This is a genomic window from Betaproteobacteria bacterium, assembly GCA_016720925.1.
Taxonomy (GTDB): domain Bacteria; phylum Pseudomonadota; class Gammaproteobacteria; order Burkholderiales; family Usitatibacteraceae; genus UKL13-2.
The window spans coordinates 175,885-198,747 of the sequence record JADKJR010000006.1 but is presented as its reverse complement, the minus strand read 5'-3'; the positions used below and the strand labels follow the sequence as shown (position 1 = coordinate 198,747).

The window sequence follows — 22,863 nt, the reverse complement described above, 5'->3', positions numbered from 1 at the left end:
AACGCCATGAAAATCTCCAGCGCCAGTTTTCAGGACAAGACACCCATCCCCGCCGAATATGCATTCTGCGCGATGGACGCCAAGACCCATGCGACGCTGTCGGCGAATCGCAATCCGCAGTTGTCGTGGAGCGATGCGCCCGCGGGCACAAAATCGTTTGTATTGATCTGTCATGACCCGGACGTGCCGTCAAAGGGCGATGACGTCAACAAGGAAGATCGCACGGTACCGGCATCATTGCCGCGCGTCGATTTTTTCCACTGGGTGCTGATCGACCTTCCACCATCGGTCAGCCGTATCGCCCCGGGTGAGTTTTCATCGAGCGTGGTCGCCAGGGGAAAACCGGGACCGGCTGCGGCGCATGACGCGCGCCAGGGTGTCAACGACTACACCAGCTGGTTTGCGGGTGACGGCGATATGGGTGGCGATTATTACGGCTACGATGGACCATGCCCGCCATGGAATGACGAGATCCCGCACCGATATGTTTTCACGCTGTTTGCGCTTGATGTGGCCAAACTTGCCGTGGAGGGACGCTTTACCGGCCCGGATGTGCGTGCCGCCATGAAAGGACACGTGCTGGCGGAATCGGCCGTTACCGGGATCTATACGCTGAATCCACAGGTAAAGTCCTGATATATCCAGCACTGGCGGGCGTTTCCGGGCAAAAACGGCTGGAGACGCCCGTGAAATGGCGATTTACGTTTTTTCAGCTTTCTTCGATATCTGACGGGCCCGCCCTCTGGCGCGTTACGTTGATCCTTCGCAAATTCCTGTAGCCCCGGAGAATGCCCCGCATGAAAACCTTTGGCGCGATCATCATCGGTGACGAAATCCTCGCGGGCAAGCGTCAGGACAAACACTTGTCGAAAACTATCGAGGCGCTGAAAACGCGCGGGCTCGATCTGGCTTATGCACACTACATCGGCGACGAACCGGCACGCATTGTTGATACGCTGAAACAGTCTTTTGCGACGGATCACATCGTTTTCAGCTTCGGTGGCATCGGCGCGACACCCGATGACTACACGCGCCAATGTGCCGCGGCCGCGCTGGGCGTCGCACTGCACCAGCACCCGGATGCCGTCGCGGCAATGCAAGCCAAGCCCAATTTCGAGATCACCGCCAATCGCCTGAAAATGGCCGAATTCCCGGTCGGCTCCACCATCATTCCCAATCCCTACAATCAGATCGCGGCATTCTCCTGTGGCGATCACCATTTCCTGCCGGGATTTCCGGAAATGGCCTGGCCGATGCTGGATTGGGTGTTGGACACCCGCTACGTGCACCTGTTTAACCAAGTGCCGTTCGCCGAGGAAATCATTGTCATTCATGATGCCGGCGAGAGTCACCTGATCGATGCAATGAACCGCATCGTGAGCGGCTTTCCAACGACCAAACTTTCCAGCCTTCCGCAGCATCGGCCGACGGGACGCATCATTGAGCTGTCAATCCGCGGCGACCCGCAGGCGGTGCCGGTTGCAATGCAACAAATGAAGACAGAAGTTCACAGTCTGGGTTTTCGTTTTGACGTAAAGTGACCGGGATTTCAATCACCTTTTACAGGAGCAAAGCATGGGATTACTGGACGGATTACTCGGCGGCCTGATGGGCGGCCAACAGCAGGGTGGCAATAACCCGTTGCTGCAAATTGCGCTGCAAATGCTGGCCAACAAGAACGATGCGGGTGGCGGCGGATTGGGCGGCCTCATCAATTCATTTCAGAATGCCGGCATGGGCGATCAGTTGAAGTCATGGATAGGCACTGGCGCAAACATGCCCATCTCCGCCGATCAGCTTGCGTCCGCGCTGGGATCAGACAAGATCCGCGATATCGCCTCGCAGCTTGGCATGTCGCACGGCGAAGTTTCCGGCGGACTCGCCGACATGCTGCCGCAGATGATCGACAAGCTTTCACCCAACGGGCAGCTGCCCGACAATCACAACATGCTGCAGGATGCACTATCGGCGTTCCTGAAGCGCTGACAGAAACCGGCAACCCGCCGGCCAACGTGGCTATTCATCGTCGCCATGTGACGCAGCGCGTTGCCAGTTTTCAAGCGTACGGCGGTCGCGCTTGGTCGGCCGGCCTTTGAAAATGGGTGTCGGCATTTCACGCAGTTCCGCAAGCAGTTTTTCGCGGGCCGCGATGCTCTCGGCGGTTTCTGAATACAGTTCGCGGGCGATAGTTGCAGAGCCCCTTTTTTCGGATACCGCGGTTACCACCAGAATATATTCATAGGGCGGCTTGCGCACCGTCACTTCATCGCCCGGCTTGACGGATTTTGCCGGCTTGGCGCGATCACCGTTGAGCTCGATGTGGCCGGCGTTGATGGCTTCAATCGACAGTTGACGGGTCTTGAAAAAGCGCGCACTCCACAACCACTTGTCGAGCCGCACCGACTGCGGCGCATCACTCATTTACCGTGCTTTCGCACTTAGTTTCACCGTGGCCACGTTCATTGGCAATCCCGTTCCGGTATCGTACTCGGCACCGGCCAGCACGCCGATCCGGGCGATGTCCTCGGCGCTCTTGCGCCCCTTGTACACCGCGAACATGGCGCCCAGCGCAAAATCGCGTCCCGACCCAATGGACCAGAATTTGTCGAACTCGAAGACTTCACGCATCGAATAGACCCCGAAAATGCCGCTGGAATTCACCACCAGCGCGGTAAGTTGCGAGGACTCGTAAGGATCGTCCTCCTCTTCCTTGGGATTCAGGAAAGCTTCATCTTTCAAAATCGGATGGATCTTGCGAAAACTCTCGTAGATTTCCTCGCGCCCGTGGAATTTGAACTCCGGGTGCTTCTTCAACAGGCTTTCAAGCACCAGCTGGTGGGCAGCACTGCCGGCGATGCCGAAATAGGTGTCACCGTGTTTCAGGAGTTTTTCAGGCGCCGCGTCGTGGACACTCGCGAGCCGGGTTGATCCAAATGTGGTCAGCGTATCCCCGGCGATCACCACCAGACCATCCTTTTTTACGACAACGATAGTGGTCATGTCAGCCCTTTCCCGTCCCGCAGGCAATCCCGCCTGCCCGTCATTATTACCCAAATTACCGAAACTCAAGCGCTGGCGCGGTTTTCAGGGCATTTATTCCCCGGAGGCCGCGCCCGTGCTAGAGTTCGCAAACTGCCGCCATTTGGCAGGAAGTTTGCATTCTCCAAGCATAACCCGCCCGCCTATACTTACGCTCCGGCAACCCGTCCGGTTTGGATATCCAGCCAAGAAATGGCCAAATGTTCGTGAAATTTATCGACATCAAACGTGAAGAATGGCCTGCCTTCCTGTGGTCGTTCGCGTACTTCTTTCTTTTTGCTCTGCGCGTATTACGTCTTGCGGCCTGTACGCGACGAAATGGCCATTCAGGGCGGCATCAAGAATTTGCCGTGGCTGTTCACCGGCACGTTCATCGGCATGCTGGTGGTCACACCGCTATTCGGCTGGATTTCCTCGCGCTGGCCGCGGCGCCAGTTCCTGCCGGCGGTTTACCTGTTTTTCATCGCGAACATCGGGCTGTTCTACTTCGCGATGCAAAGCAAGGCGCTTGATACCACGGCGGTTGCGGCGGCATTCTTTATCTGGCTGTCGGTATTCAACTATTTTGTCGTGAGCGTGTTCTGGAGTTTCATGACCGATGTATTCGACAACGCCAGCGCCAAGCGGCTGTTCGGCGCCATCGCGGCGGGCGGCAGCCTCGGCGCCATGACGGGGCCGGTGATCACGGCGTCGCTGGTGAAGGTGGTCGGCATACCCAACCTGTTGCTGATTTCCGCCTCGCTGATGTGCTGCGCGGTGGCATGCATTATCGGCCTGGGACGCTGGGCCACGCAGCAGGCGGCGACCGATCACAAAGACGAGGCCGCGCTTGGCGGCGGCGTACTTGATGGCATCAGGTTGGCATTCGCGTCGCCCTACCTGCTCACCATCTGCGGCTACGTCGCGCTTCTGCAATTGCTGGGCAACTATTTCTATCTGGAACAGTTGCGGGTGGTCTCCGAATCGCTCGCCTCACCGGCCGAGCGCACGCAACTGTTCGCGCAGCTCGATCTGGGTGTCAACACCATCACCCTGCTGGGCCAGGTATTCATTACCAGTGCTTTGCTGCGCCGCATGGGACTGATCTTCTGCCTGATTCTTTTACCGATCCTCGGCGTGTTCACGCTGGGCATCACCGGTCTCGTGCCGACGCTGGCGGTAATCTCCGTCTCCACGGTTATCCGCCGCGCCTGCGAATTCGCCATCGGCAAGCCGGCGCGGGAAATCCTGTTCACGGTGGTATCGCGACAGGAACGCTACAAAGCCAAGAACGTCATCGACACGGTCGTCTCACGAGGCAGCGATGTTGTCTCGACCTGGAGCCACGCCGGGCTGCGTGGCATTGGCATGACCACCGCGCAGATGGCGTTCGCCGGAATCCCGTTGTGCCTGGTGTTAATCGGCGCGGGAATCTATTTGGGGCGTGAGCAGGAAAAGCGTCGTGGCCTGCAAAGTCCGATCGGCAGCAAGGACACGAAGTTGGCGGCATCAGCCTGAACGGCAGGGTGATGCGCGTGGTGCGTTGACTTGAATGAGTGAGTTCGTCACACTCGCCAACTTGCATCCATCTTCATTATTCCCCAAATAAACATGGAGGTTTCCTTGAGATTATCCAATCAACTCAACGCCAGCGCGCGCGCATTTGCATTCGCCGGCCTGGCGAGTTTTGCGCTCATTGCCACCATTGTGGATGCCAAGACCTTCCGCTGGGCCAGTGCCGGCGACATCCTGACCATGGATCCGCATTCACAAAACGAGGGCTTCAACAACCCGATGAACGACCATGTGTACGAATCGCTGCTGACGCGCGACAAAGCAATGGGCCTGGAGCCGTGTCTGGCAGTTTCCTGGAGGCAGGTCGACGCCAACACCATGCGCTTCAAACTGCGCGACAAGGTGACCTTTCACAATGGCGAAGTGTTCACCGCCGACGACGTCGTGTTCTCGCTCAACCGGGCCATGGAAAAAACATCCGATTACAAGGCCTACATCGAGGGTATCAAGGAAGTTAAAGTCGACAACCTGACCGTCGATGTCATTTCTGCGGGCCCGAACCCGACGCTGCTGGATCAACTGACTCAAGTGCGCGTACTGAACAAGGCGTGGGCGATCAAGTTCAATGTGCAGCGTCCGACCGATTTCAAGGCCAAGGAAGAGTCCTACGCGGTGCGCAACGCCAACGGCACCGGTGCCTATGTCCTGAAATCGCGTGAGCCGGATGTAAAGACGGTATTCGTCGCCAATTCGAACTGGTGGGGCAAACGCGAAGGCGACGCTGATGAAGTGATTTACACGCCGATCAAATCGGATTCCACGCGGGTGGCGGCGCTGGTGTCGGGCGAAGTTGATCTGATCCTCGATCCGCCCGTGCAGGACATCGCCAAGCTCAAGGAAAACAAGGATCTCAAAATTGTCGAAGGCAATGAGAATCGCACCATTTTCGTCAACTTCGACCAGGGCCGTGACGAGCTGCTCTATGGCAGCAAAGGCAAGAACCCCTTCAAGGACTTGCGTGTGCGTCAGGCCATGCTGCTGACCATCGACGTTCCCGCCATTCACAAGACGGTGATGCGCGGCCTGGCACTACCCACCATGTCCATGATCGCGCCACAGGTGCGCGGCTACTCGAAGGATCTGGAGAAACGCCCGACCGTGGACGTCGAGAAGGCGAAAAAGCTGATGGCCGATGCGGGCTTCACGAATGGTTTTGACGTCACGTTCGATTGCCCCAATGACCGCTACAAGAATGACGAGAAAATTTGCACGGCGATTGCCGGCATGTTGTCCAAGATCGGCATCCGCATCAAGCTGAACGCAATGCCCAAAGCCGCGTTCTTCCCGAAAGTGCAGAACAGCGACACCAGCATGTATTTGTACGGCTGGGGTGTGCCGACCTTTGACTCGCTCTACACTTTGCAGGAAATCATCCGCACCAAAGGCAAGGGCGGTGACGGCGCGAACAACTATTGTGGGTATTCCAACGTCAAAGCGGACGCACTGATCGACAAGCTCAAGACCGAAACCGACTTCACCCGGCGCACCGAACTGACGCGTGAAGCGCTGCTGCTGGCGCAGGCCGATGTCGGGCATATTCCGCTGCACCACCAGGTGATTCCGTGGGCGATGCGCAAAAACATTAGCGTGGTGCATACCGCGAACAATGCACTCTACGCAAAGTGGGTGGTGATCAAATAATCGCGACGGCTGCCGGGAAGCGAATGGTGATGGCGCTTAGGCATGTATTGCCGCCCCCGTTTCAAAAATGTCAAAAAAGCTATAATGCGCCGCTGCCCATCAAGGCGACTCGATGGGCAGTTTGTTTGTGTCCATGCAATTCCGCGGCTCCTCCTGTTCATGCCCGCCGGCGACCAAAAATTGCCGTGTGAGCGCTTCCGAGAATAGTAAAACACCATGAATCATGCCGCACCAATCCGATCAGCGTTCGTCATTGCCATTTGCGCGCTGTTCATTGCCGCCGCCGATGCAAAAACGTTGCGCTATGCCAGCCAGGATGACCCGCAGACACTGGATCCGCATTCGGCCAATCTGCAACCCACCACCCGCGTCCTGGCCCAAGTCTACGAAGGCCTGGTCGGGCGCGACAGGAATTTCAAGCTGGTACCGGCCTTGGCGGTTTCGTGGAGCCAGCCCGATGCAAAAACGTGGCGCTTCAAGCTGCGTTCCAACGTCAAGTTCCACGACGGCCAATCCTTCAGCGCCGACGATGTAGTGTTCTCCGTCGAGCGCGCTCTGCATCCCCTGTCGCAATTGAAATCTTCGCTGCAAGGTGTCGCCGGCGCCAGGAAAGTCGACAACTTCACTGTCGACCTGGCGATGAAGGAACCCAATCCCGTCCTCTTGAATCACCTTTTCCAGTTCCGCATCTTGTCCAGGGAATGGGCGGTCAAGAACAGGGCGGAAGCGCCGCAGAATTACAAGGATCGCGAAGATACCTACGCCTCGCGCAACACCAATGGCACGGGTCCGTTCAAAGTCACGTTACGCCAGCCCGATGTCAAAACCGTGCTCGTTGCTAATGGTGACTGGTGGAACAAAAACAGTCCGGAGAAAGGCAACCTGACGCAGGTGGATTTGTTGCCGGTTAAATCCAACGCGACTCGCGCGGCAGCGCTGTTGTCGGGCGAAGTCGATTTCGTGATCGACCCGCCGCCGCAGGACACCGCGCGCCTGAAAGCCAATGCCAACGTGAAGGTCGTCGAAGGTGCGGAAGCGCGGGTGCAATATCTGGCATTTGACACGAATCGCAGTGAACTCATGTATAGCGATGTGAAAGGCAAGAACCCGCTGAAAGACGTGCGGGTGCGTCAAGCGATTGCCCATGCCATCGATGTCGAGGCCATCAAGGAGAAAGTGATGCGCGGCCTGTCGGTCCCGACCGGCTCCATGATCGGCCCGGGCGTGCAGGGATACAGCAAGGAAGCCGAGAAGCGCTACGCCTTCGACAAGGAAAAAGCCAAGAGCCTGCTGGCTGAAGCGGGATATCCAAACGGCTTCGCCATTACGCTCGATTGCGGCAATGTGCAGCCGGCCGCCGACATTTGCCAGGCGATCCCGCCGATGCTCTCGCAGGTGGGCATTCGCGCGTCACCGAATATTGTCCCTCAAGCGACTTACTATCCGAAGCTCCAGAAGTTCGACACCAGCATGTACATTCTTTCCTGGGGCAGTGTCACGTCCGATGCGCTGTACACGCTGCAACTGTTGCTGCATACCAGCACCGGCGAAAATACCGGCTTGGGCGATTCGAATTACGGTCGCTATTCGAACCCGAAAATGGATGAGTTGATTTCAAGGATCAAGGTCGAAAGCGACATGAAAAAGCGTGATGCCCTCATTCGCGAAGCCTTGCTTCTGAACAACCGCGACGTCGCCGTGCTGCCGTTGCATCAGGCGCTGGTGCCGTGGGCGATGCGCAAGAATGTAGATGCGGTATTCTCGCCCAACAACATTCCATACTTTTTCCGATTCAAGCTGAACTAATCGAAAGCGCATCCATGTTGGCCTTTGTCATCCGGCGGTTGTTGCAGAGCATCATGGTCATGCTGGCGGTGGGGTTCATCGCCTTTTCGTTGTTCAATTTTGTTGGCGATCCGGTCTCGCTGATGTTGCCGCCGGAAGCGACCGCCGCCGATCGCGAGGAAGTGCGCAAGAGCCTCGGGCTCGACGCGCCGTTCTACATACAATTCGCCACCTTCGTCGGCAATGCCCTACAGGGCAATTTCGGCATTTCGCTGCGATTGGGCAGGCCGGTCTCGCAACTGCTGATCGAGCGTTTGCCCGCGACGCTGGAATTGGCGACGACTGCAGCGGTAATTGGCCTTCTGATCGGTATTCCGCTTGGCGTTTACACCGCGCTGAAGCGCGATAGCTGGACCTCCAAGTTACTGCTCACGCTGTCGCTGACGGGTGTCTCGCTACCCAACTTCCTGATCGGTATTTTCCTGATCCTGATCTTCGCGGTGTGGCTGGGCCTGCTACCGTCGTTCGGGCGGGGGGACGTGACTCGAATCGGCATGTGGACCACCGGCTTGTTGACCACCAGCGGGCTGAAGGCGCTGATTCTGCCGGCGACCACATTGGGCCTCTATCCCGTCACGCTGATCATGCGTCTGGTGCGCTCCGAAATGCTGGAAGTCTTGCGCACCGATTACATCAAGTTCGCGCGGGCACGTGGCCTGACTAACAACGCCGTGCATTTTGGGCATGCCCTCAAGAACACGCTGGTGCCGGTTATCACCATCACCGGCCTCACATTGGGTGAATTGATCGCCTTCGCCATCATTACCGAAACCGTTTTTCAGTGGCCGGGGATGGGCCTGCTTTTTATCCAGGCGGTGCAGTTTGCGGATATCCCGGTGATGGCGGCATACCTTTGCCTGATCGGCTTGATTTTCGTGCTGGTCAACCTGAGCGTGGATATTCTTTACTACGTGGTGGATCCGCGCCTGCGAATCGATCGCGCCGTGGCGGGAGGCCACTGAAATGCAGGACGCCCTCAAACGTTTCCTCGACGGCGATGTCTGGTACAGCTTCAAGCAGAACCGGCTGGTCATGATCGCCGCCGTGGTTGCGCTGATTTGCCTCATCGGTTCCGCCTTCGCGCCGTTTTTAGCGCCGCACAATCCGTTCGATCTGAAAACCCTCAACCTTCTCGATGCCTTCACGCCCCCATCATGGACGGCTGCAGGTAAATCGCAGTTCCTGCTCGGCACCGACGACCAGGGCCGCGATGTGCTGTCGACCATCATGCACGGCTCGCGCGTATCACTCGTGGTCGGCATCTGCGCGGTGATGCTGTCGATGCTTGTCGGCGTATCGCTGGGGCTGATCAGCGGCTACGTTGGCGGGCCACTTGACGCATTTATCATGCGTGTGGCCGATATTCAGTTGTCCTTTCCCGCGATCCTGATCGCACTGCTGATCGACGGCGGCGCGCGCGCGGCGTTGCCGAAAGGCATGCACGATCAGGTGGCCGTCTATGTGCTGATCTTCGCCATCGCGGCGTCCGGCTGGGTGCGCTATGCCCGCACCGTGCGCGGCTCCACACTCGTGGAACGCAACAAGGAATACGTGCAGGCCGCACGTGTCATCGGCCGCAAACCGCTTGCCATCATGTTCACCCACGTACTGCCCAACGTCACCGGCCCGGTGCTGGTGCTTGCGACCTTGCACGTCGGCACGGCCATCATCACCGAGGCCACGCTGTCGTTCCTCGGCGTCGGCGTGCCACCGACCCAACCTTCATTGGGAACGCTGATTCGCATCGGCAACGACTTCCTGTTTTCCGGAGAATGGTGGATCACCGTCTTCCCCGGTGCGGCGTTGGTGATTCTGGTGCTGTCAATCAATGTGCTGGGTGATTGGTTGCGCGATGCGCTCAATCCGAAGTTGAGGTGATCGCAATGGTTACGAACGCAACGCCTCTCCTGCAGGTCAGAAACCTGCGCATCGAATTTCCGACGCGTCGCGGCACGCTGGTCGCGGTCGATGACATCAGTTTCGATATTGCGCCCGGCGAAGTGCTGGGGGTGGTCGGTGAATCGGGTGCGGGCAAATCACTGACCGGCGCGGCCGTGATCGGATTGCTCGAGCCGCCCGGGCGCATTGCCGGCGGCGAAATCCTGCTGAACGGACGTCGAATCGACAATCTGCCGTTCGAAGAAATACGCAAAATTCGCGGTCGCGAAATCGGCGCGATTTTTCAGGACCCGTTGACGTCGTTGAACCCGCTGTACACCATCGGCCGCCAGCTCATCGAGACCATTCGCACGCACATCGATGTCTCCGAGTCTGAAGCCCGTGACCGTGCCATCGCGCTGTTGCAGGAAGTCGGCATTCCCGCGGCCGAGAAACGCATCGATGCCTACCCGCACCAGTTTTCCGGCGGCATGCGCCAGCGGGTGGTCATTTCACTGGCGCTCGCCGCGCAACCCAAACTTATCATCGCCGATGAGCCGACGACCGCGCTCGATGTGTCCATCCAGGCGCAAATCATCACCTTGCTCAAGAAACTCGGTCGCGAGCACGGCACTGCGGTACTGCTGGTGACCCACGATATGGGCGTGATCGCCGAAACCGCCGATCGCGTCGCGGTGATGTACGCCGGGCGCATCGCCGAAATCGGCCCGGTCGCGGAAGTGATTCATCATCCGCAGCACCCTTACACCATCGGCCTGATGGGCGCGATTCCCAACGTTGGTGACAATAACGAGCGCCTGGCGCAAATCGACGGCTCCATGCCGCGATTGACAGCGATTCCATCCGGCTGTGCATTCAATCCGCGTTGTACCCGCAAATCCGAGGTCCCCGGCAATCGGTGCGAAATGGAGCGCCCTGCACTCATGCCGGCCGGCAAAACCCAGGCCGCCTGCTGGCTGCACGCGCCCGAGCTGAAAAAGTCAAACGCATGAGCACGCCCATGAAACCCACCAGCGAAATCCTCCTCGACGTTCGCGATATCGCCAAGGAATTCGATGTCTCCAAGCCGTGGCTGAATCGCGTCATCGAGGGCCAGCCCCGGCAGATTCTCAAGGCTGTGGACGGCGTGTCGTTCACCATTAATCGCGGCGAGACGCTGGCGCTGGTCGGCGAGTCCGGCTGTGGCAAATCCACCGTTGCGCGCCTCATTTGCGGTCTGTACGAACCCTCTCGCGGCTCGATCATTTTCGAGGGCGCGGACATGGCCATCGCCGAAAACCGCGAAAAACACCGCAAACGCTTCCAGATGATTTTCCAGGATCCCTATGCGAGCCTGAACCCGCGCTGGCGCGTCGGCAAGATCATTGCCGAGCCGATCCTCTCGCACGACCTGATGCGCCATCCGGAAGAATTAAAAAAACGCGTTGATGCCCTGCTCACGCAGGTTGGCCTTTCGCCGCTGGACGCGGAAAAATTCCCGCACGAGTTTTCCGGTGGCCAGCGCCAGCGCATTTCGATTGCGCGCGCGCTGTCATCGAATCCGGAATTTCTGGTCTGCGATGAACCCACGTCCGCACTCGACGTGTCCGTGCAAGCGCAGATTCTCAATCTGATGAAAGACCTGCAACGCGAGTTCGGCCTCACCTATCTTTTCATCTCGCACAATCTGGCGGTGGTCTCGCACATCTCGAATCGCGTGGGCGTGATGTATCTGGGCCGCGTAGTCGAGATCGCCGACACCAAGAAGATCTTCCAGCGCCCGCTGCATCCGTACACGCAGATGCTGCAGTCGGCCATTCCCGACCTGCAGATGACCGGCAAGCAGCGCACGCCGGTCGCCGGTGAAGTGCCCAATCCGCTCAATCCCCCGTCAGGCTGCACCTTCCATCCGCGCTGCCCGTATGCGTACGAACGCTGCAAGGTCGAGCGCCCGGAATTGATGGACGCGCCCGACGGCGGGCAGGTGGCGTGTCATGCGGTGCAGGACAAGCGAATTCCCATTCGGTTGGCGGCGTAGGCTGCGCAAAAAATCGTCAGGTAAACCCCGTTCGTGCTGGGATTTTTTTCGAAGCGTAGTGGCTGGCTCATTGAATTACGGTGGCCCGTTCAACCCGTCGACGCGCTCAGGGCGAACGGGAATTGAGTTTCCATATATCGGGATGCAAGCAAACACAAGCGCTGGCGCGGCTTTTCAAGCAATTGTGGCCTGTGGGGCTCGTGGATGCTAGAGTTTGTCAATCACGCCACTAAGTCAGCCGACGTAGACCGTGTCACCGCGATGCAACAAGAGGAAACGCGTTGTAGCGCGCCCTTTGCGAGAACCACCAGAAAGTTGAACGCAGAAATCAAATGATCACCTACTCCACTTCGCTGGAAGGTCTATCCGACGCCGACCTCGATGGCTTTCTGGCACATTGGGATTTCACTCCGCCGCCGGGAACGCTTCTTGCCATGCTTAAGGGAAGCGCTGCCGTCATCCTGGCGCGCGACGAACAGTCGTCAATCATCTGCGGATACGTCGCAGCTTTGAGCGATGGCATAGTTTGCGGCTATATTTCCGCAGTCGAGGTCAGGGCAGCCTATCGCAAGCAAGGTATCGGAACGGCGCTGCTGACACAAATGACAGAGCAACTTGGCGTTTACGGCACCTACCTGTCTTGCGCACCAGCGATGGTCCCATTTTATGAGTCCATCGGTTTCAAACGCGTTGCCGGGATGACAAAACGCAAACCCGCCGTGGCCAAGTGAGACCCGACCAGATAAGGCATCGTTGACATCATGTGGAAACGACGCCTCATTTACGCAAGCCTGTCGATTATCGCCATTGCGGTCGCCGCATGGTGGGCGCTCATCACCTTCGGCCCGGATATTTCTTTCGACCTTACGCAATCAGAATTGCAATCGAAACTCGATGCACGCTTTCCCGCGCAGAAGTGCCTGCTAAAACTGACTTGCTTCGAGCTAAGGGAGCCCGTTGTCACCTTGCAGGAAGGCTCGGATCGCCTGGGTTTCTCCGCGAAGTTCGTCGCGACACTCGGGCAACGTCAAATGCCGGGCTCCGTGGAATTCACCGCGAAGCCCCGATATGTTCAGTACGACGGAACATTTTTTCTGGACGATATCAAGGTTACGGAATTCAAGATGACCGGGAACGCGCCGGATTTCGACGAAATGGTCAAGGCGCGTTGGCCCCTGGCCTTGCGATTGATACTTCAACTGACACCGATTTACCGGCTAAAGAGCGACTCGAATTACGGCGCCTTCGCGAAACTGGCACTGCGCGAGGTCAAGGTGGTCAATGGCAAATTACGGATTTCGTTCCTCAGTCCGACTATCAGGAAGCAATAAGAATTCGAATTCCCTGAAGATTTGCCGCGTCAATACCCGGTCAGTCTCAAATTGATATCATCCGCAAACAAGCCACCTCAATACTTGAGGTTCCTTCAACCACCCCAGTCAAAGGAGATACCACATGGCTCACTACGTTGACGGATTTGTTGTACCGGTTCCCAGGACGAAGCTCGATGCCTACCGCCGCATGGCGCGCAAGGCCGGCAAGGTGTGGCGCGAGCACGGCGCGCTGGAATACCGCGAATGTGTTGCCGATGACGTGAAGCCCGGCAAGGTCACTTCGTTCCCGCAGAACGTGAAACTCAAGGCCGATGAGGTGGTGGTGTTTTCGTGGATCGTCTACAAAACGCGCAAGCAGCGCGACAGCATCAACGCCAAGGTCATGAAAGACCCGCGGCTGGCGGCAATGATGGACCCGAAGAGCATGCCGTTTGACGGCAAGCGCATGTTTTGGGGAGGCTTCAAGACGATGGTCGAGCTTTGACGACCTGAAATTCACGGGGTCAGATTCAAGTCGAAAACAAATTGAATCAAACCCCGTGATCGGGCGCCCGCAAAAATTCCGCGCGCGCGTGAAACGTCAGAGCCGCTCAAATACCGCCGCGATGCCCTGCCCGCCACCGATGCACATTGTTACCAGCGCATAACGACCACCTACGCGGTGCAGTTCATATATTGCCTTCGTTGCAAGGAACGCACCGGAACAGCCGATCGGGTGACCCAGCGCGATCGCGCCGCCGTTCGGATTGGTCTTCTTCATGTCAAGTTCGAGGGCGCGCGCCACCGCGATGGCCTGCGCTGCAAAGGCTTCATTGCTCTCGATCACGTCCATCTGGTCGAGCGTCAGGCCGCCCTTTTTCAACGCCATCCTGCTGGCGGGGATCGGGCCTTCACCCATGACCTCATTCGGCACGCCGGCGACGGCGTACGACACCAGCCGCGCCATCGGCTTGTGGCCGGCGGCTGCCGCCACTGCCGCGTCCGCCAGCACAAAGAAGGCGGCACCATCGTTGACGCCCGAGGCGTTGCCGGCGGTCACCGAGCCATCCTTCTTGAACGCCGGTTTCATCTTCGCCAGCGTTTCCATCGTGGTCGTGGGCCGCACGTGCTCGTCAGTATCAAAGATCACTTCACCTTTCTTCGTTTGCTTGACGATCGGCACAATCTGCGATTTGAAACGTCCGTCGGCGATCGCCGCCGCCGCGCGACGGTGCGATTCCACCGCGAGGGCGTCCTGATCCTCGCGCGTGATCGCCCACTTTGTGACCAGATTTTCAGCCGTAATGCCCATGTGGCCTACGCCGAACGGATCGGTCAAGGTGGCAACCATCATGTCGATCAACTTGGTGTCGCCCATGCGCGCGCCGCTGCGCATGGCGGTCGAGAGATAGCCGCCGCGGCTCATCACCTCCACGCCGCCGCCGACGCCGTAATCGCAATCGCCCAGCAGGATGTTCTGCGCTGTCGTCACGATAGCCTGCAGCCCCGATGAGCAGAGGCGATTCACCGACATCGCCACCGAATCCATGGGCAGTCCTGCCTGGATCGACGCCACCCGCGCCACGTAGGCGAAGCGGCTCTCGGTGGGAATGGTGTTACCGACGGTCACGTAATTGATGGCGTTCGGATCGACGCCCGAGCGCTTGACCGCTTCCTTCATCACCGTTCCGGCCAATTCGGCAGGCTCGATGTCGGCCAGCGCACCACCAAAGGTGCCAATCGCCGATCGCGCCGCGCCCAGAACCACCACATCACGTTTGCTCATGTTCTATCTCCTTGGGGTTTAACTTGCCAACGCGTGAAATTTGACGCCATCGGCCCAACCGCCACTTTACGCCAGGTCAATGCGGGGCGTCGCGCACCGCATGCAGAACAGTCCAGCGTTACCGCGAAACTACCGGGGACGTGACCGCCCAATAAAAACACAAACTCCAGCGTTGGTGCGGCTTTTCACGGCATTTCGACCCGAAAGCCGCGCCAATGCAGGAGTTTGTTTCTGTGCCAGGCGAAAGCGTCATGCAAGCAAATCGCAGCCACATGAGCGGAATTGCGCTCGGTAGATTGGCAATGTTCTGCGGACCCCTGCGGATTGCTGGCAGTATTTCCGACCGTCGCGAAGTATTGACGGCTACGGAAACCCTTTCGACTACTCCAGCCGATACGAATTCTCAGCCATGGCTGGCGCGCTTGGGAATAGCCCCGCCTGGAATTGCAATCGCAGATTTTCCAGCTCCGGCACCGTCATGCCAATGTGCGCCGCACGAAACATGGCCGGATCGGAGGTATGCATCAGGAACGCTTGCATCTCATTGGCCAGCAGCTCGCGGTTGTTGGGGTCATAGCCGCGTTCAAGCAGGAACTGGGTGAATTTCTTCCGGACAGCGGGCGGCATGACCTGAGACCAAAACCACAAAACGTAGGATTGATATGCCGTATCGGTAACGAACCGTGCGTGTGACAGTTCGTGCTTCAACGCAACCTCGCGCTGCGCGAAGGAAATACTGCACTCGGCGCAATTTTCGGCGGTGAATACCTGCGGCACGCTGATTAGAATAACCTCTGGTGACGAGATCGAAACACCGTTGCTTTCCTCGTAGAACAATTTCACCTGCAAGAGCCAGTCATAAAGGCGCTTTTCGTCGACCGTCAAGGGCTCATTCTGCAGGCGTGCCGTATTGAAAAAACGCGCCAGTTCACCCGATCGAATGTTATTGCCCATCGTGATGGCTTCCAGACGCAGTGTGTTTTGTGCCAGCCATTTCTTGACCTCTGGGACCGTCATGATTCTTGTCTTGGGTGTTCCGTTGCGCTCAACAAAAAGGATCACGCGGCCAAGCATTTGCGCTTGCGCGAGCGGAGACGGAAAGTCGATCACAATCGTTCGCTCATCGCCCTGCAGGACATAGGCGGTGAAAGTCCCGGTTACGGCCGTAAGAATTTCATTCTTGCGGAGGCGTTTGAGTGTTGGAAATAAACGGCCGTCATCCTTGATGTCAGCGTGAGGCGATCTGTCAGATTGAGTCTCTTTTTCCGCTTGAGTGGATGCCTCGCCAGGCGCCCGGTCGTCTTTGCTCGATGGCTCAATTATTGGTGCGATCGACCGTTTGAGCGATTCCATTGCCTGTCCCGCGACGCCCAACGGCGCATCAAACATGGAGCGCGATGGTTTATCCGCCGGCTTTTCGACCGGCGCCGATTGCGGCGTGACGCCAACATGAGGGAGGATCGGTGTCGGCGGTACGATTTGACCAATAGCCGCGTTACCGCAAAGCAAGCCGCACACGATTGCGGGCAGCGATACCTGGCGCAGTACAAAACTCATCATTTGCACATCGCTCCTCGATGCCACGCAGTTCGCCGGAAAGCGATACTGCCTTCGGGGGCGCGCCTTGCTCCGCAACGGTGAAAGTTACGCCCCCGACTGACCTGCCTAGCTGTTGACGATTACCCGAACGCGGCGATTGATGGGATCTTCAGGATTTTTCGGATCAACCGGCTCGCTGGAGCCCTTGCCCGAAGCCCGAAGCTTCTTGGCGGGGATCTGCTGTTTTGCAGCGAGATAGTTCTTGACCGAATGCGCGCGGCGCACAGAGAGCAGCTGGTTATATGCCGGATTTCCGCTCTTGTCTGCGTGCCCTTCGAGCATGATGGACTTGGCGTCGGCCAGCGCATCGGATTTGAGCGCCGCACCCAATTGATCCAGAACTTCCTTGCCATCTTCGGTCAGTTGATCGGAGTTCACCTCGAATCGCACTTCCAGATCCAATGCGCGCGCTTCCGGCTTCGCATTGGCGACCGGAGCGTCTGCCGCGACTGGCTGCGCGGAACTGCTGCCAAGGGAAAGGCCGCGGGTCTTGAATCCAGAACTGCCTGCCGACGCTTTTGGACTCAATGCCTCCAGAATTTGTTCTTTGCTGGGTTTGCCACGCAGGGATTTTGTTTCCTGGGCGTGGGAACTGGCGACAAAAGCAAACGTACCGACAGCAAAGAGCGATGGCCAAAGTCACATTACGGGGAAATACGGTGGCGCGCATGAAATTCTCCTCTGGATTAGATAAAAGTTATCTGTCTTTTAGTTGCATAAGTCGCGCGAATCGTTCATTCCGTTGATTCGCCAGCCATCGCATGGCGCCCCCTGGCCCGTTATGTGCATTTGAAGCCCCGTCTGCCACAAGTCAACCGCCGCCGCTGGGAGTACGTTTGGTATCTTGCAAGTGCAACATTTCGTGATTGGCCAAATACTCTGGATTTCGAGGGTTTAGTGTAATATACCGTTGCCAATTAGGTATGAAGCTGTTACTAAGTGCCAAATGCTGTGCGTGCCTGCGTCTGTGGTGTCTTTTTTGAAACGCCTTTGGTCGCGGTGCAGTTTGATTCCCAGTCCGCTCACCAATATGCTTACCAACAATAATAAAGGGAAACTCAAAAAAAGTTTGAACGATTTTACCTTAAGCCGCAACCTAGAGGCAGTTGGGACACGGTGAAACGTGGATGCTGTGGGTATAACCTCTTTTTTCTCATTGCTAAAATAAAGGAAATGATCATGAATCTGAAAACCAAACTTATCGTAGTTGCCATCTCTGCAGTGTTTTCAAGCGCCGCATTTGCACAAAGCGGTGCAACCTCGAAAGTCAACGCATCGGACCTTAACCAAAACCAGAGCGGCCTGCTGAATACGCAGCAAATGGATTTGGGCAATGCCTCGAGCGGCGGCAAATCAAACGTGACCGTGAAGGGCGCGAGCCAGAGTCAATCCGGCCTGCTGAACACGCAAAAGATGGAAATCGGCAACGCCTCCGGTAAGGGTGAGTCGAAAGTGAACGCGACGAATATCCGTCAAAGCCAGTCTGGCCTCCTGAATACGCAGTCGGCGAAAATTGGCAATGCATCGAGCGGCGGCAAGTCCAACGTTACGGCTAAAAACATCAACCAGAACCAATCCGGCCTTCTGAACACGCAGAAACTGGAAATTGGCAATGCGTCCAACAAGGGCCAGTCGAAAGTGAATGCCACAAACATCAACCAAAGCCAATCCGGCCTGCTGAATACGCAAGAAGCGAAAATCGGTAACGCATCAAACAGCAGCAAGTCTGACGTGACGGTTAAAGGTATGAGCCAGAGCCAGTCCGGCCTGTTGAACACCCAGAAGGCTAACGTCGGCAACGCCAACTAAGCAGAAAGTTTCAGTTTTGATCCGCAACCGAGGCACCGAGGACCATCCTCCGTGCCTCGTTGCACATGTAGTTCTGAGTTAATGGAGGTGTGGAATGAAAACGACTGACATCCGAATTGCCGGAATCGTCACGGCATTGTTTCTTGCGGCGGCCAACTCCTTCGCGGCCCCTCCCCCGGCTGTTAACGCCGAACCCATGGATCTGGACGCTGATCTGGTGGCAAAGATTGGAAAAGAAAAAACCAAGCAAGCGGTTGCGCAAAACGCGGCTTTGGCGCAGGGCAAGGCTCCCCCAGGCGCAAAAGGTGATTGCGGTAGCGTTAACATAAACAGCAACGACAAGAAATCCAATAGCGGCATCAAGGATATGTTCGGCAAACAATCCACCACGATTGTGACTGGCCCTGTTATCAATATGGCGAACTGCAAGTAATCGACATATCCGGAATTTGAAGTTTTCCTAATTTTCGAAATCTACCGAAGAGTCCAACTATGGTTCGCAAAGCGAAAATGCTGGTTTGGGGAATGGCGCTTGTATTGTCCGCATGCGTCACGACAGAAAACTCCGTGCGCAAAGAGGCTACCGAAGCGACTGCGGGGTTGCGTAAAGGGCCGGAGGCCGCGCCTATCCGAACGATTACCAATTTCTCGTCGGGGCTTCGCTGCATGGACAACATGTTCCTGATGTATGGCGTGCGTGATTTGGTGATCATTACCGAGGACTTGTCGGATCAGACCAAGAAAGTCAGCGCCGGCACCAAGGATATGTTGATCTCGTCAGTATCCGAAATGACCCGCCGCAGCAAGGCGGTTCGACTCATCGCCTATGGTTCGGATTCGAGTAACCTTATTGGCTTCATGAAGGAAGCTGAAAAGAAGAATATGTTCAAGCTGGTTCCACAATACGGAATCCGCGGTTCAGTCACTCAGTTGGATGAAAACGTCGCCAAGAAAACTGAGGGCGGCGGGATCGCGCTGGCAGGAGTGGGATTTGGTCGCGCGGCAACAGCAGCGACCACTATCCTCGGCCTCGACCTGACAATGATGCGCACAGAGGATTTGTCGATCGTTTCGGGTGTAACGTCAAGCAATTCGGTCGCTATTATCCGGGCCGGCAGTGGCCTCGAAGCTGAAGCCGAATACAAGAAATTTGGCATCAATTATCAGTCCAACCTGTCAAGATCGGAAGGCACCTCGCAGGCATTGCGGAATCTCGTTGAGCTCGCCTCGGTGGAGTTGTTTGGAAAGCTGACCAAGACTCCCTATTGGATTTGCCTGGGTGGCACGAGTCAGGCGGAATCGGTCAAGAATGAAATCAGCGACTGGTATTCCGGCATGTACAGTGACGGCGAGATCGTTTCATTCTGGCAACAACAGATGCGCATTCGCGGCCTCTATGCCGGCGAGATCAACGGCCAGAACGACGCAGCGTTGATTGCCGCGATTACTGCCTATCGTGACGCGCTTGGACTTGGAAAAACAGCCGTCGTCGATCTCGCCTTCTTTACCGCCTATCTTGATGCCAATCACTACGACATCGCGCCCAAAGCCAGGGAAAAACTTGCTTCTTACCAGTCTCCAGCCGCACCCATCCCAATTCCCGACGAATCGGCCGGACCCATTTCCGTTTCCGTTACGTCCACCAAAGGTGGTAACCAGTTCCGCAAGGGTGAGCGATTGACCGTCAAGGTAACGCCCAGCCGGGATGCCTACGTCTACTGCTTCATGCAGGACGAAAACCAGAAGATTGCCCGGTTTTTTCCGAATCGCTTCACAAAGGATGCTCTGGTCAGCGCGAAAAAGGCGTGCAACTCCCGAATGGAAAACAGTTCAACATTGACGTGAATACCAAAGGTGTACCAGAGCACATTGTGTGTTTCGGTGCCGGCAAGGATGTCTACGAAAGTGTATTACCGGCAATTGGCGGCGGCGATATTGATGTCCCAACGCCGGTGCAATCCCTGGCAGAGTTGAAGTCCGTATTTCAGAAGGCGGGTGGCCCTTCACTCGGTGTAGGCAACTTTACTATCAACGTTCGGTGAGGATATTCATGGGCACAAAAATCCCGATGATCGTGGCCTTGGCAGTGGGCGGTTTGTTTCCCGCATTGAGTAGCGCCGAGATGAAGATTGAGAGCGGCGTGAAAATGGTTCCGCCCGCGGCAAATGTCGGCGCCGTTGCGACTTCCGAGCAGGCAACGACCATCCGCGAGACGCGCAAGAATGGTGGCGACACGCTCCGGTGCTGGCAACAAGGGCGTCTGCTTTATGAAGGCAGTGGATTTCGCGCGCCGTCGGATCGTGGCCCGGCAATGATTAATGTGCCGCGCACTTCCGACGGGGACGCCGTAACCGTGTTTGACCTGAAGGATGGGTTATGTATTCTTTCAAAGCAGTGAAGTTAAGTACCGCAGGAGTACTTTTCATGTGCCTTGCCGCCTCTGCCGGTATCACAAGCGCGCAGGAAGTAATGACTCGACCTGCGGCAGGAGTGACGCGGATCGTCTTCAAGACGCCCGGCGAGCTCCAGATACGTCAAGGGACAGAAGAAAAACTGACTGTGCAAGCGGAAGCAAAGGTCCTGGCACAACTCGACATCAGCACGAAAAATGACATCCTCACACTGGGAAGTAAAGGCAACTTTAAAACCGACAAGGGGTTGAAGTACACACTGACGTTAAAGTCGTTTCGCAGCCTCAAAACTGAGGGGAGCGGCAGCAGTTCCGTGGAAGGATTTGCCGGTCCGGAAATGGATTTTGAAGGCGCGGGTAGCGGTGATATTTCCATCAAGAATATCAAGCCTGGACGAATGAATATCGTCATCAAGGGCTCCAGCAATATCGATGTTTCTGGAAGTGGAAAGCAATTGATTGCCCGAATTGATGGATCAGGAACAATCGACGCCGTGAAATTCCAGGCGCAAGCCGCCGAGGCTCGTATTGATGGATCCGGAAATATTAGCGTTAACGCTGAAGAAACACTGAAAGCGACAATTGGCGGCGCAGGCAATATTGAGTACAAAGGCAAGGCGAAAGTGACCCAGTCAATTACCGGCGCCGGCAATATCAATCGACTCTAATCGTGCGGAGATGGCCATGGATAAGAAATACATGATGAAAAGCAGTTTGATCGCAGCACTGGTGATTGGTGCGCTCGCTGCGTCGACAAATTCCCGTGCGCAGGTACAGGCCCAGGATATTTCCCAGGGGCAGTCAGGGCTGCTGAACAGTCAAACGCTCGATTTGGGAAACAGCAAAGATGGCAAGGCCAAGGTCACCGCAAAAAATGTGAGCCAAGGGCAAGCAGGCTTGTTGAATGATCAGAAGATGAGCATTGGCAACGCCGGCAAGGGCGGATCGTCCAACGTGAAAGTAGACAATGTAAAGCAGGGCCAGGTCGGCCTGCTAAATTCGCAAAAAATGGCGATTGGTGATGCGGGTCGTGGCAAGTCGGATGTGAAGACGGGAACTGTCATGCAGGGTCAGGCCGGGCTGCTGAATAGCCAGGAAATGAACTTGGGATCAGTTTCAGGCACCGGCTCATCGAAAGTTCGCACCGGTATGGTGTTGCAAGGCCAGGCAGGACTGCTGCAGCGGCAGGAAATGAATATCGGTGGTTCGACGGGCAGTGGCAAGTCCGACGTAAAGCTTGGCACGGCGATTCAAGGCCAAGCGGGATTACTGAACAATCAGGAAATGAAGATCGGTACCGCATCCGGGCAAGGCAAGTCAAATGTTGTCATGGGCGCGGCGATTCAAGGTCAAGCAGGCTTGCTGAATAACCAGCAAATGCAGGTCGGCAATGCTTCCGGGAGCGGCAAATCCAATGTTGCGGTTGGGGCAGTTATTCAAGGGCAGGCTGGGATGCTTAACAACCAGCAGGCAAAGATCGGAAATGCCTCCGGCGGCACATCAAATGTTGCTGTCGGTGCGGTCGTCCAGGGGCAGGCAGGGATGCTCAATGACCAGCAGGTCAACATTGGCAATTCAAGCTCAGGTTCGACATCGGTCAAAACCGGTGCCGTGATTCAGGGGCAGGCCGGAATGCTGAATACACAGAAGGTCAACATCGGTAACAATTGACGCCTTGGGCTCCATTTCCTGCCGACTGGTGGGCGACGGATGATTGCAGGCGCTGGATTGTTTTGACCTGCGGGGTCGTGTTCAAGCATTTCTGCTGGACGATGCACAGGTTCGGTCGTACTCAATGTTCTTTGGGGCATAGTCCCGGGATACCTGTCGGTGCCTCGCACGCTCGCATCAGGGAAAACCTCACATATTCAAGATTGCTGCCAGAGGCAAGCTCGGGCCGTGTGGTGCATTCACCAATCATGTGCGCGGCGCTCTTACCTGAGTTCCCGGC

General features: G+C 56.7%; 25 protein-coding genes. 20 read left to right on the top strand and 5 right to left on the bottom strand.

Translation table 11 applies throughout. The features are described 5' to 3' along the window. The first annotated feature begins 6 nt into the window (after positions 1 to 6). The 3 genes from IPP88_11055 (at position 7) to IPP88_11045 (ending at position 1,986) form a co-directional block, all read left to right on the top strand. The gene (locus tag IPP88_11055; GenBank protein MBL0123231.1) at positions 7 to 636 is read left to right on the top strand and encodes a YbhB/YbcL family Raf kinase inhibitor-like protein; all 630 of its coding nucleotides are present in this window, start codon (positions 7 to 9) and stop codon (positions 634 to 636) included. A 161-nt stretch (positions 637 to 797) separates the two neighbouring features. Continuing rightward, entirely contained in the window at positions 798 to 1,541 is a 744-nt protein-coding gene (locus IPP88_11050) for a competence/damage-inducible protein A (GenBank protein ID MBL0123230.1), read from the top strand. 34 nt (positions 1,542 to 1,575) lie between these two features. Next, on the top strand, positions 1,576 to 1,986 hold the full coding sequence (locus tag IPP88_11045; GenBank protein MBL0123229.1) for a DUF937 domain-containing protein: 411 nt from the start codon (positions 1,576 to 1,578) through the stop codon (positions 1,984 to 1,986). A 30-nt stretch (positions 1,987 to 2,016) separates the two neighbouring features. On the opposite strand, the gene IPP88_11040 is transcribed toward IPP88_11045, so the two are convergent. Together IPP88_11040 and IPP88_11035 are read right to left on the bottom strand one after the other, a co-directional pair. After that, entirely contained in the window at positions 2,017 to 2,421 is a 405-nt protein-coding gene (locus IPP88_11040) for an RNA-binding S4 domain-containing protein (GenBank protein MBL0123228.1), read from the bottom strand. Then, positions 2,422 to 3,000: an MFS transporter gene (locus IPP88_11035; protein MBL0123227.1), complete on the bottom strand. Its 579-nt coding sequence runs from the start codon at positions 2,998 to 3,000 to the stop codon at positions 2,422 to 2,424. It lies immediately after the preceding gene. A 336-nt stretch (positions 3,001 to 3,336) separates the two neighbouring features. Here IPP88_11035 and IPP88_11030 point away from each other — a divergent pair, with 336 nt between their 5' ends. From IPP88_11030 to IPP88_10985, 10 genes are all read left to right on the top strand, one after another. Further along, positions 3,337 to 4,536 carry an MFS transporter gene (locus tag IPP88_11030; protein ID MBL0123226.1) on the top strand — a complete coding sequence of 400 codons (1,200 nt, stop codon included), beginning with the start codon at positions 3,337 to 3,339 and terminating at the stop codon, positions 4,534 to 4,536. A 93-nt stretch (positions 4,537 to 4,629) separates the two neighbouring features. Next, entirely contained in the window at positions 4,630 to 6,234 is a 1,605-nt protein-coding gene (locus IPP88_11025) for an ABC transporter substrate-binding protein (GenBank protein ID MBL0123225.1), read from the top strand. Positions 6,235 to 6,450: 216 nt separating this feature from the next. Next, entirely contained in the window at positions 6,451 to 8,040 is a 1,590-nt protein-coding gene (locus IPP88_11020; protein MBL0123224.1) for an ABC transporter substrate-binding protein, read from the top strand. A 14-nt stretch (positions 8,041 to 8,054) separates the two neighbouring features. Further along, entirely contained in the window at positions 8,055 to 9,041 is a 987-nt protein-coding gene (locus tag IPP88_11015; protein ID MBL0123223.1) for an ABC transporter permease, read from the top strand. A gap of 1 nt (position 9,042) precedes the next feature. Then, complete coding sequence (locus IPP88_11010) at positions 9,043 to 9,957, top strand: ABC transporter permease (protein ID MBL0123222.1); 915 nt, start codon at positions 9,043 to 9,045, stop codon at positions 9,955 to 9,957. A 5-nt stretch (positions 9,958 to 9,962) separates the two neighbouring features. Beyond that, positions 9,963 to 10,970: an ABC transporter ATP-binding protein gene (locus IPP88_11005; protein ID MBL0123221.1), complete on the top strand. Its 1,008-nt coding sequence runs from the start codon at positions 9,963 to 9,965 to the stop codon at positions 10,968 to 10,970. Next, on the top strand, positions 10,967 to 11,995 hold the full coding sequence (locus tag IPP88_11000; GenBank protein ID MBL0123220.1) for an ATP-binding cassette domain-containing protein: 1,029 nt from the start codon (positions 10,967 to 10,969) through the stop codon (positions 11,993 to 11,995). Before IPP88_11005 ends, IPP88_11000 begins: the two co-directional genes overlap by 4 nt. 332 nt (positions 11,996 to 12,327) lie before the next feature. Then, positions 12,328 to 12,726 (top strand): GNAT family N-acetyltransferase, encoded by a 399-nt coding sequence (locus IPP88_10995; GenBank protein MBL0123219.1) that lies wholly within the window; start codon positions 12,328 to 12,330, stop codon positions 12,724 to 12,726. 30 nt (positions 12,727 to 12,756) lie between these two features. After that, on the top strand, positions 12,757 to 13,326 hold the full coding sequence (locus IPP88_10990; GenBank protein MBL0123218.1) for a DUF1439 domain-containing protein: 570 nt from the start codon (positions 12,757 to 12,759) through the stop codon (positions 13,324 to 13,326). A 124-nt stretch (positions 13,327 to 13,450) separates the two neighbouring features. Next, positions 13,451 to 13,813: a DUF1428 domain-containing protein gene (locus IPP88_10985; GenBank protein ID MBL0123217.1), complete on the top strand. Its 363-nt coding sequence runs from the start codon at positions 13,451 to 13,453 to the stop codon at positions 13,811 to 13,813. A gap of 96 nt (positions 13,814 to 13,909) precedes the next feature. Here the strand turns inward: IPP88_10985 and IPP88_10980 are convergent, their stop codons facing one another. The 3 genes from IPP88_10980 to IPP88_10970 form a co-directional block, all read right to left on the bottom strand. Then, on the bottom strand, positions 13,910 to 15,094 hold the full coding sequence (locus IPP88_10980; GenBank protein ID MBL0123216.1) for an acetyl-CoA C-acyltransferase family protein: 1,185 nt from the start codon (positions 15,092 to 15,094) through the stop codon (positions 13,910 to 13,912). 381 nt (positions 15,095 to 15,475) lie between these two features. Next, the gene (locus tag IPP88_10975) at positions 15,476 to 16,678 is read right to left on the bottom strand and encodes a hypothetical protein (protein ID MBL0123215.1); all 1,203 of its coding nucleotides are present in this window, start codon (positions 16,676 to 16,678) and stop codon (positions 15,476 to 15,478) included. 81 nt (positions 16,679 to 16,759) lie between these two features. Further along, positions 16,760 to 17,221, bottom strand: a complete 462-nt coding sequence (locus IPP88_10970; protein ID MBL0123214.1) for an OmpA family protein — start codon at positions 17,219 to 17,221, stop codon at positions 16,760 to 16,762. Positions 17,222 to 17,872: 651 nt separating this feature from the next. Between IPP88_10970 and IPP88_10965 the strand changes: the two genes are divergently transcribed. The 7 genes from IPP88_10965 to IPP88_10935 all read left to right on the top strand — a co-directional run bounded on the left by IPP88_10965 (position 17,873) and on the right by IPP88_10935 (position 22,583). After that, on the top strand, positions 17,873 to 18,502 hold the full coding sequence (locus IPP88_10965; GenBank protein MBL0123213.1) for a hypothetical protein: 630 nt from the start codon (positions 17,873 to 17,875) through the stop codon (positions 18,500 to 18,502). A gap of 196 nt (positions 18,503 to 18,698) precedes the next feature. Continuing rightward, positions 18,699 to 18,935, top strand: coding sequence for a hypothetical protein (locus tag IPP88_10960; GenBank protein ID MBL0123212.1), 237 nt, complete (start codon positions 18,699 to 18,701; stop codon positions 18,933 to 18,935). A gap of 59 nt (positions 18,936 to 18,994) precedes the next feature. Then, on the top strand, positions 18,995 to 20,347 hold the full coding sequence (locus IPP88_10955) for a DUF4384 domain-containing protein (GenBank protein ID MBL0123211.1): 1,353 nt from the start codon (positions 18,995 to 18,997) through the stop codon (positions 20,345 to 20,347). Beyond that, the gene (locus IPP88_10950) at positions 20,344 to 20,544 is read left to right on the top strand and encodes a hypothetical protein (protein MBL0123210.1); all 201 of its coding nucleotides are present in this window, start codon (positions 20,344 to 20,346) and stop codon (positions 20,542 to 20,544) included. The genes IPP88_10955 and IPP88_10950 overlap by 4 nt, the downstream gene beginning before the upstream one ends. A gap of 8 nt (positions 20,545 to 20,552) precedes the next feature. Then, on the top strand, positions 20,553 to 20,900 hold the full coding sequence (locus IPP88_10945) for a hypothetical protein (protein ID MBL0123209.1): 348 nt from the start codon (positions 20,553 to 20,555) through the stop codon (positions 20,898 to 20,900). A 26-nt stretch (positions 20,901 to 20,926) separates the two neighbouring features. Beyond that, positions 20,927 to 21,580 (top strand): DUF2807 domain-containing protein, encoded by a 654-nt coding sequence (locus IPP88_10940; GenBank protein ID MBL0123208.1) that lies wholly within the window; start codon positions 20,927 to 20,929, stop codon positions 21,578 to 21,580. A 16-nt stretch (positions 21,581 to 21,596) separates the two neighbouring features. Next, complete coding sequence (locus IPP88_10935; protein MBL0123207.1) at positions 21,597 to 22,583, top strand: hypothetical protein; 987 nt, start codon at positions 21,597 to 21,599, stop codon at positions 22,581 to 22,583. Positions 22,584 to 22,863 lie beyond the last annotated feature (280 nt).

Bases quoted from the DNA above. Each gene is read 5' to 3' on its own strand.
- IPP88_11055 (MBL0123231.1), top strand. From the start codon at position 7: ATGAAAATCTCCAGCGCCAGTTTTCAGGACAAGACACCCATCCCCGCC.
- IPP88_11050 (MBL0123230.1), top strand. From the start codon at position 798: ATGAAAACCTTTGGCGCGATCATCATCGGTGACGAAATCCTCGCGGGC.
- IPP88_11045 (MBL0123229.1), top strand. From the start codon at position 1,576: ATGGGATTACTGGACGGATTACTCGGCGGCCTGATGGGCGGCCAACAG.
- IPP88_11040 (MBL0123228.1), bottom strand. From the start codon at position 2,421: ATGAGTGATGCGCCGCAGTCGGTGCGGCTCGACAAGTGGTTGTGGAGT.
- IPP88_11035 (MBL0123227.1), bottom strand. From the start codon at position 3,000: ATGACCACTATCGTTGTCGTAAAAAAGGATGGTCTGGTGGTGATCGCC.
- IPP88_11025 (MBL0123225.1), top strand. From the start codon at position 4,630: ATGGAGGTTTCCTTGAGATTATCCAATCAACTCAACGCCAGCGCGCGC.
- IPP88_11020 (MBL0123224.1), top strand. From the start codon at position 6,451: ATGAATCATGCCGCACCAATCCGATCAGCGTTCGTCATTGCCATTTGC.
- IPP88_11015 (MBL0123223.1), top strand. From the start codon at position 8,055: ATGTTGGCCTTTGTCATCCGGCGGTTGTTGCAGAGCATCATGGTCATG.
- IPP88_11010 (MBL0123222.1), top strand. From the start codon at position 9,043: ATGCAGGACGCCCTCAAACGTTTCCTCGACGGCGATGTCTGGTACAGC.
- IPP88_11005 (MBL0123221.1), top strand. From the start codon at position 9,963: ATGGTTACGAACGCAACGCCTCTCCTGCAGGTCAGAAACCTGCGCATC.
- IPP88_11000 (MBL0123220.1), top strand. From the start codon at position 10,967: ATGAGCACGCCCATGAAACCCACCAGCGAAATCCTCCTCGACGTTCGC.
- IPP88_10995 (MBL0123219.1), top strand. From the start codon at position 12,328: ATGATCACCTACTCCACTTCGCTGGAAGGTCTATCCGACGCCGACCTC.
- IPP88_10990 (MBL0123218.1), top strand. From the start codon at position 12,757: ATGTGGAAACGACGCCTCATTTACGCAAGCCTGTCGATTATCGCCATT.
- IPP88_10985 (MBL0123217.1), top strand. From the start codon at position 13,451: ATGGCTCACTACGTTGACGGATTTGTTGTACCGGTTCCCAGGACGAAG.
- IPP88_10980 (MBL0123216.1), bottom strand. From the start codon at position 15,094: ATGAGCAAACGTGATGTGGTGGTTCTGGGCGCGGCGCGATCGGCGATT.
- IPP88_10965 (MBL0123213.1), top strand. From the start codon at position 17,873: ATGAATCTGAAAACCAAACTTATCGTAGTTGCCATCTCTGCAGTGTTT.
- IPP88_10960 (MBL0123212.1), top strand. From the start codon at position 18,699: ATGGATCTGGACGCTGATCTGGTGGCAAAGATTGGAAAAGAAAAAACC.
- IPP88_10955 (MBL0123211.1), top strand. From the start codon at position 18,995: ATGGTTCGCAAAGCGAAAATGCTGGTTTGGGGAATGGCGCTTGTATTG.
- IPP88_10945 (MBL0123209.1), top strand. From the start codon at position 20,553: ATGGGCACAAAAATCCCGATGATCGTGGCCTTGGCAGTGGGCGGTTTG.
- IPP88_10940 (MBL0123208.1), top strand. From the start codon at position 20,927: ATGTGCCTTGCCGCCTCTGCCGGTATCACAAGCGCGCAGGAAGTAATG.
- IPP88_10935 (MBL0123207.1), top strand. From the start codon at position 21,597: ATGGATAAGAAATACATGATGAAAAGCAGTTTGATCGCAGCACTGGTG.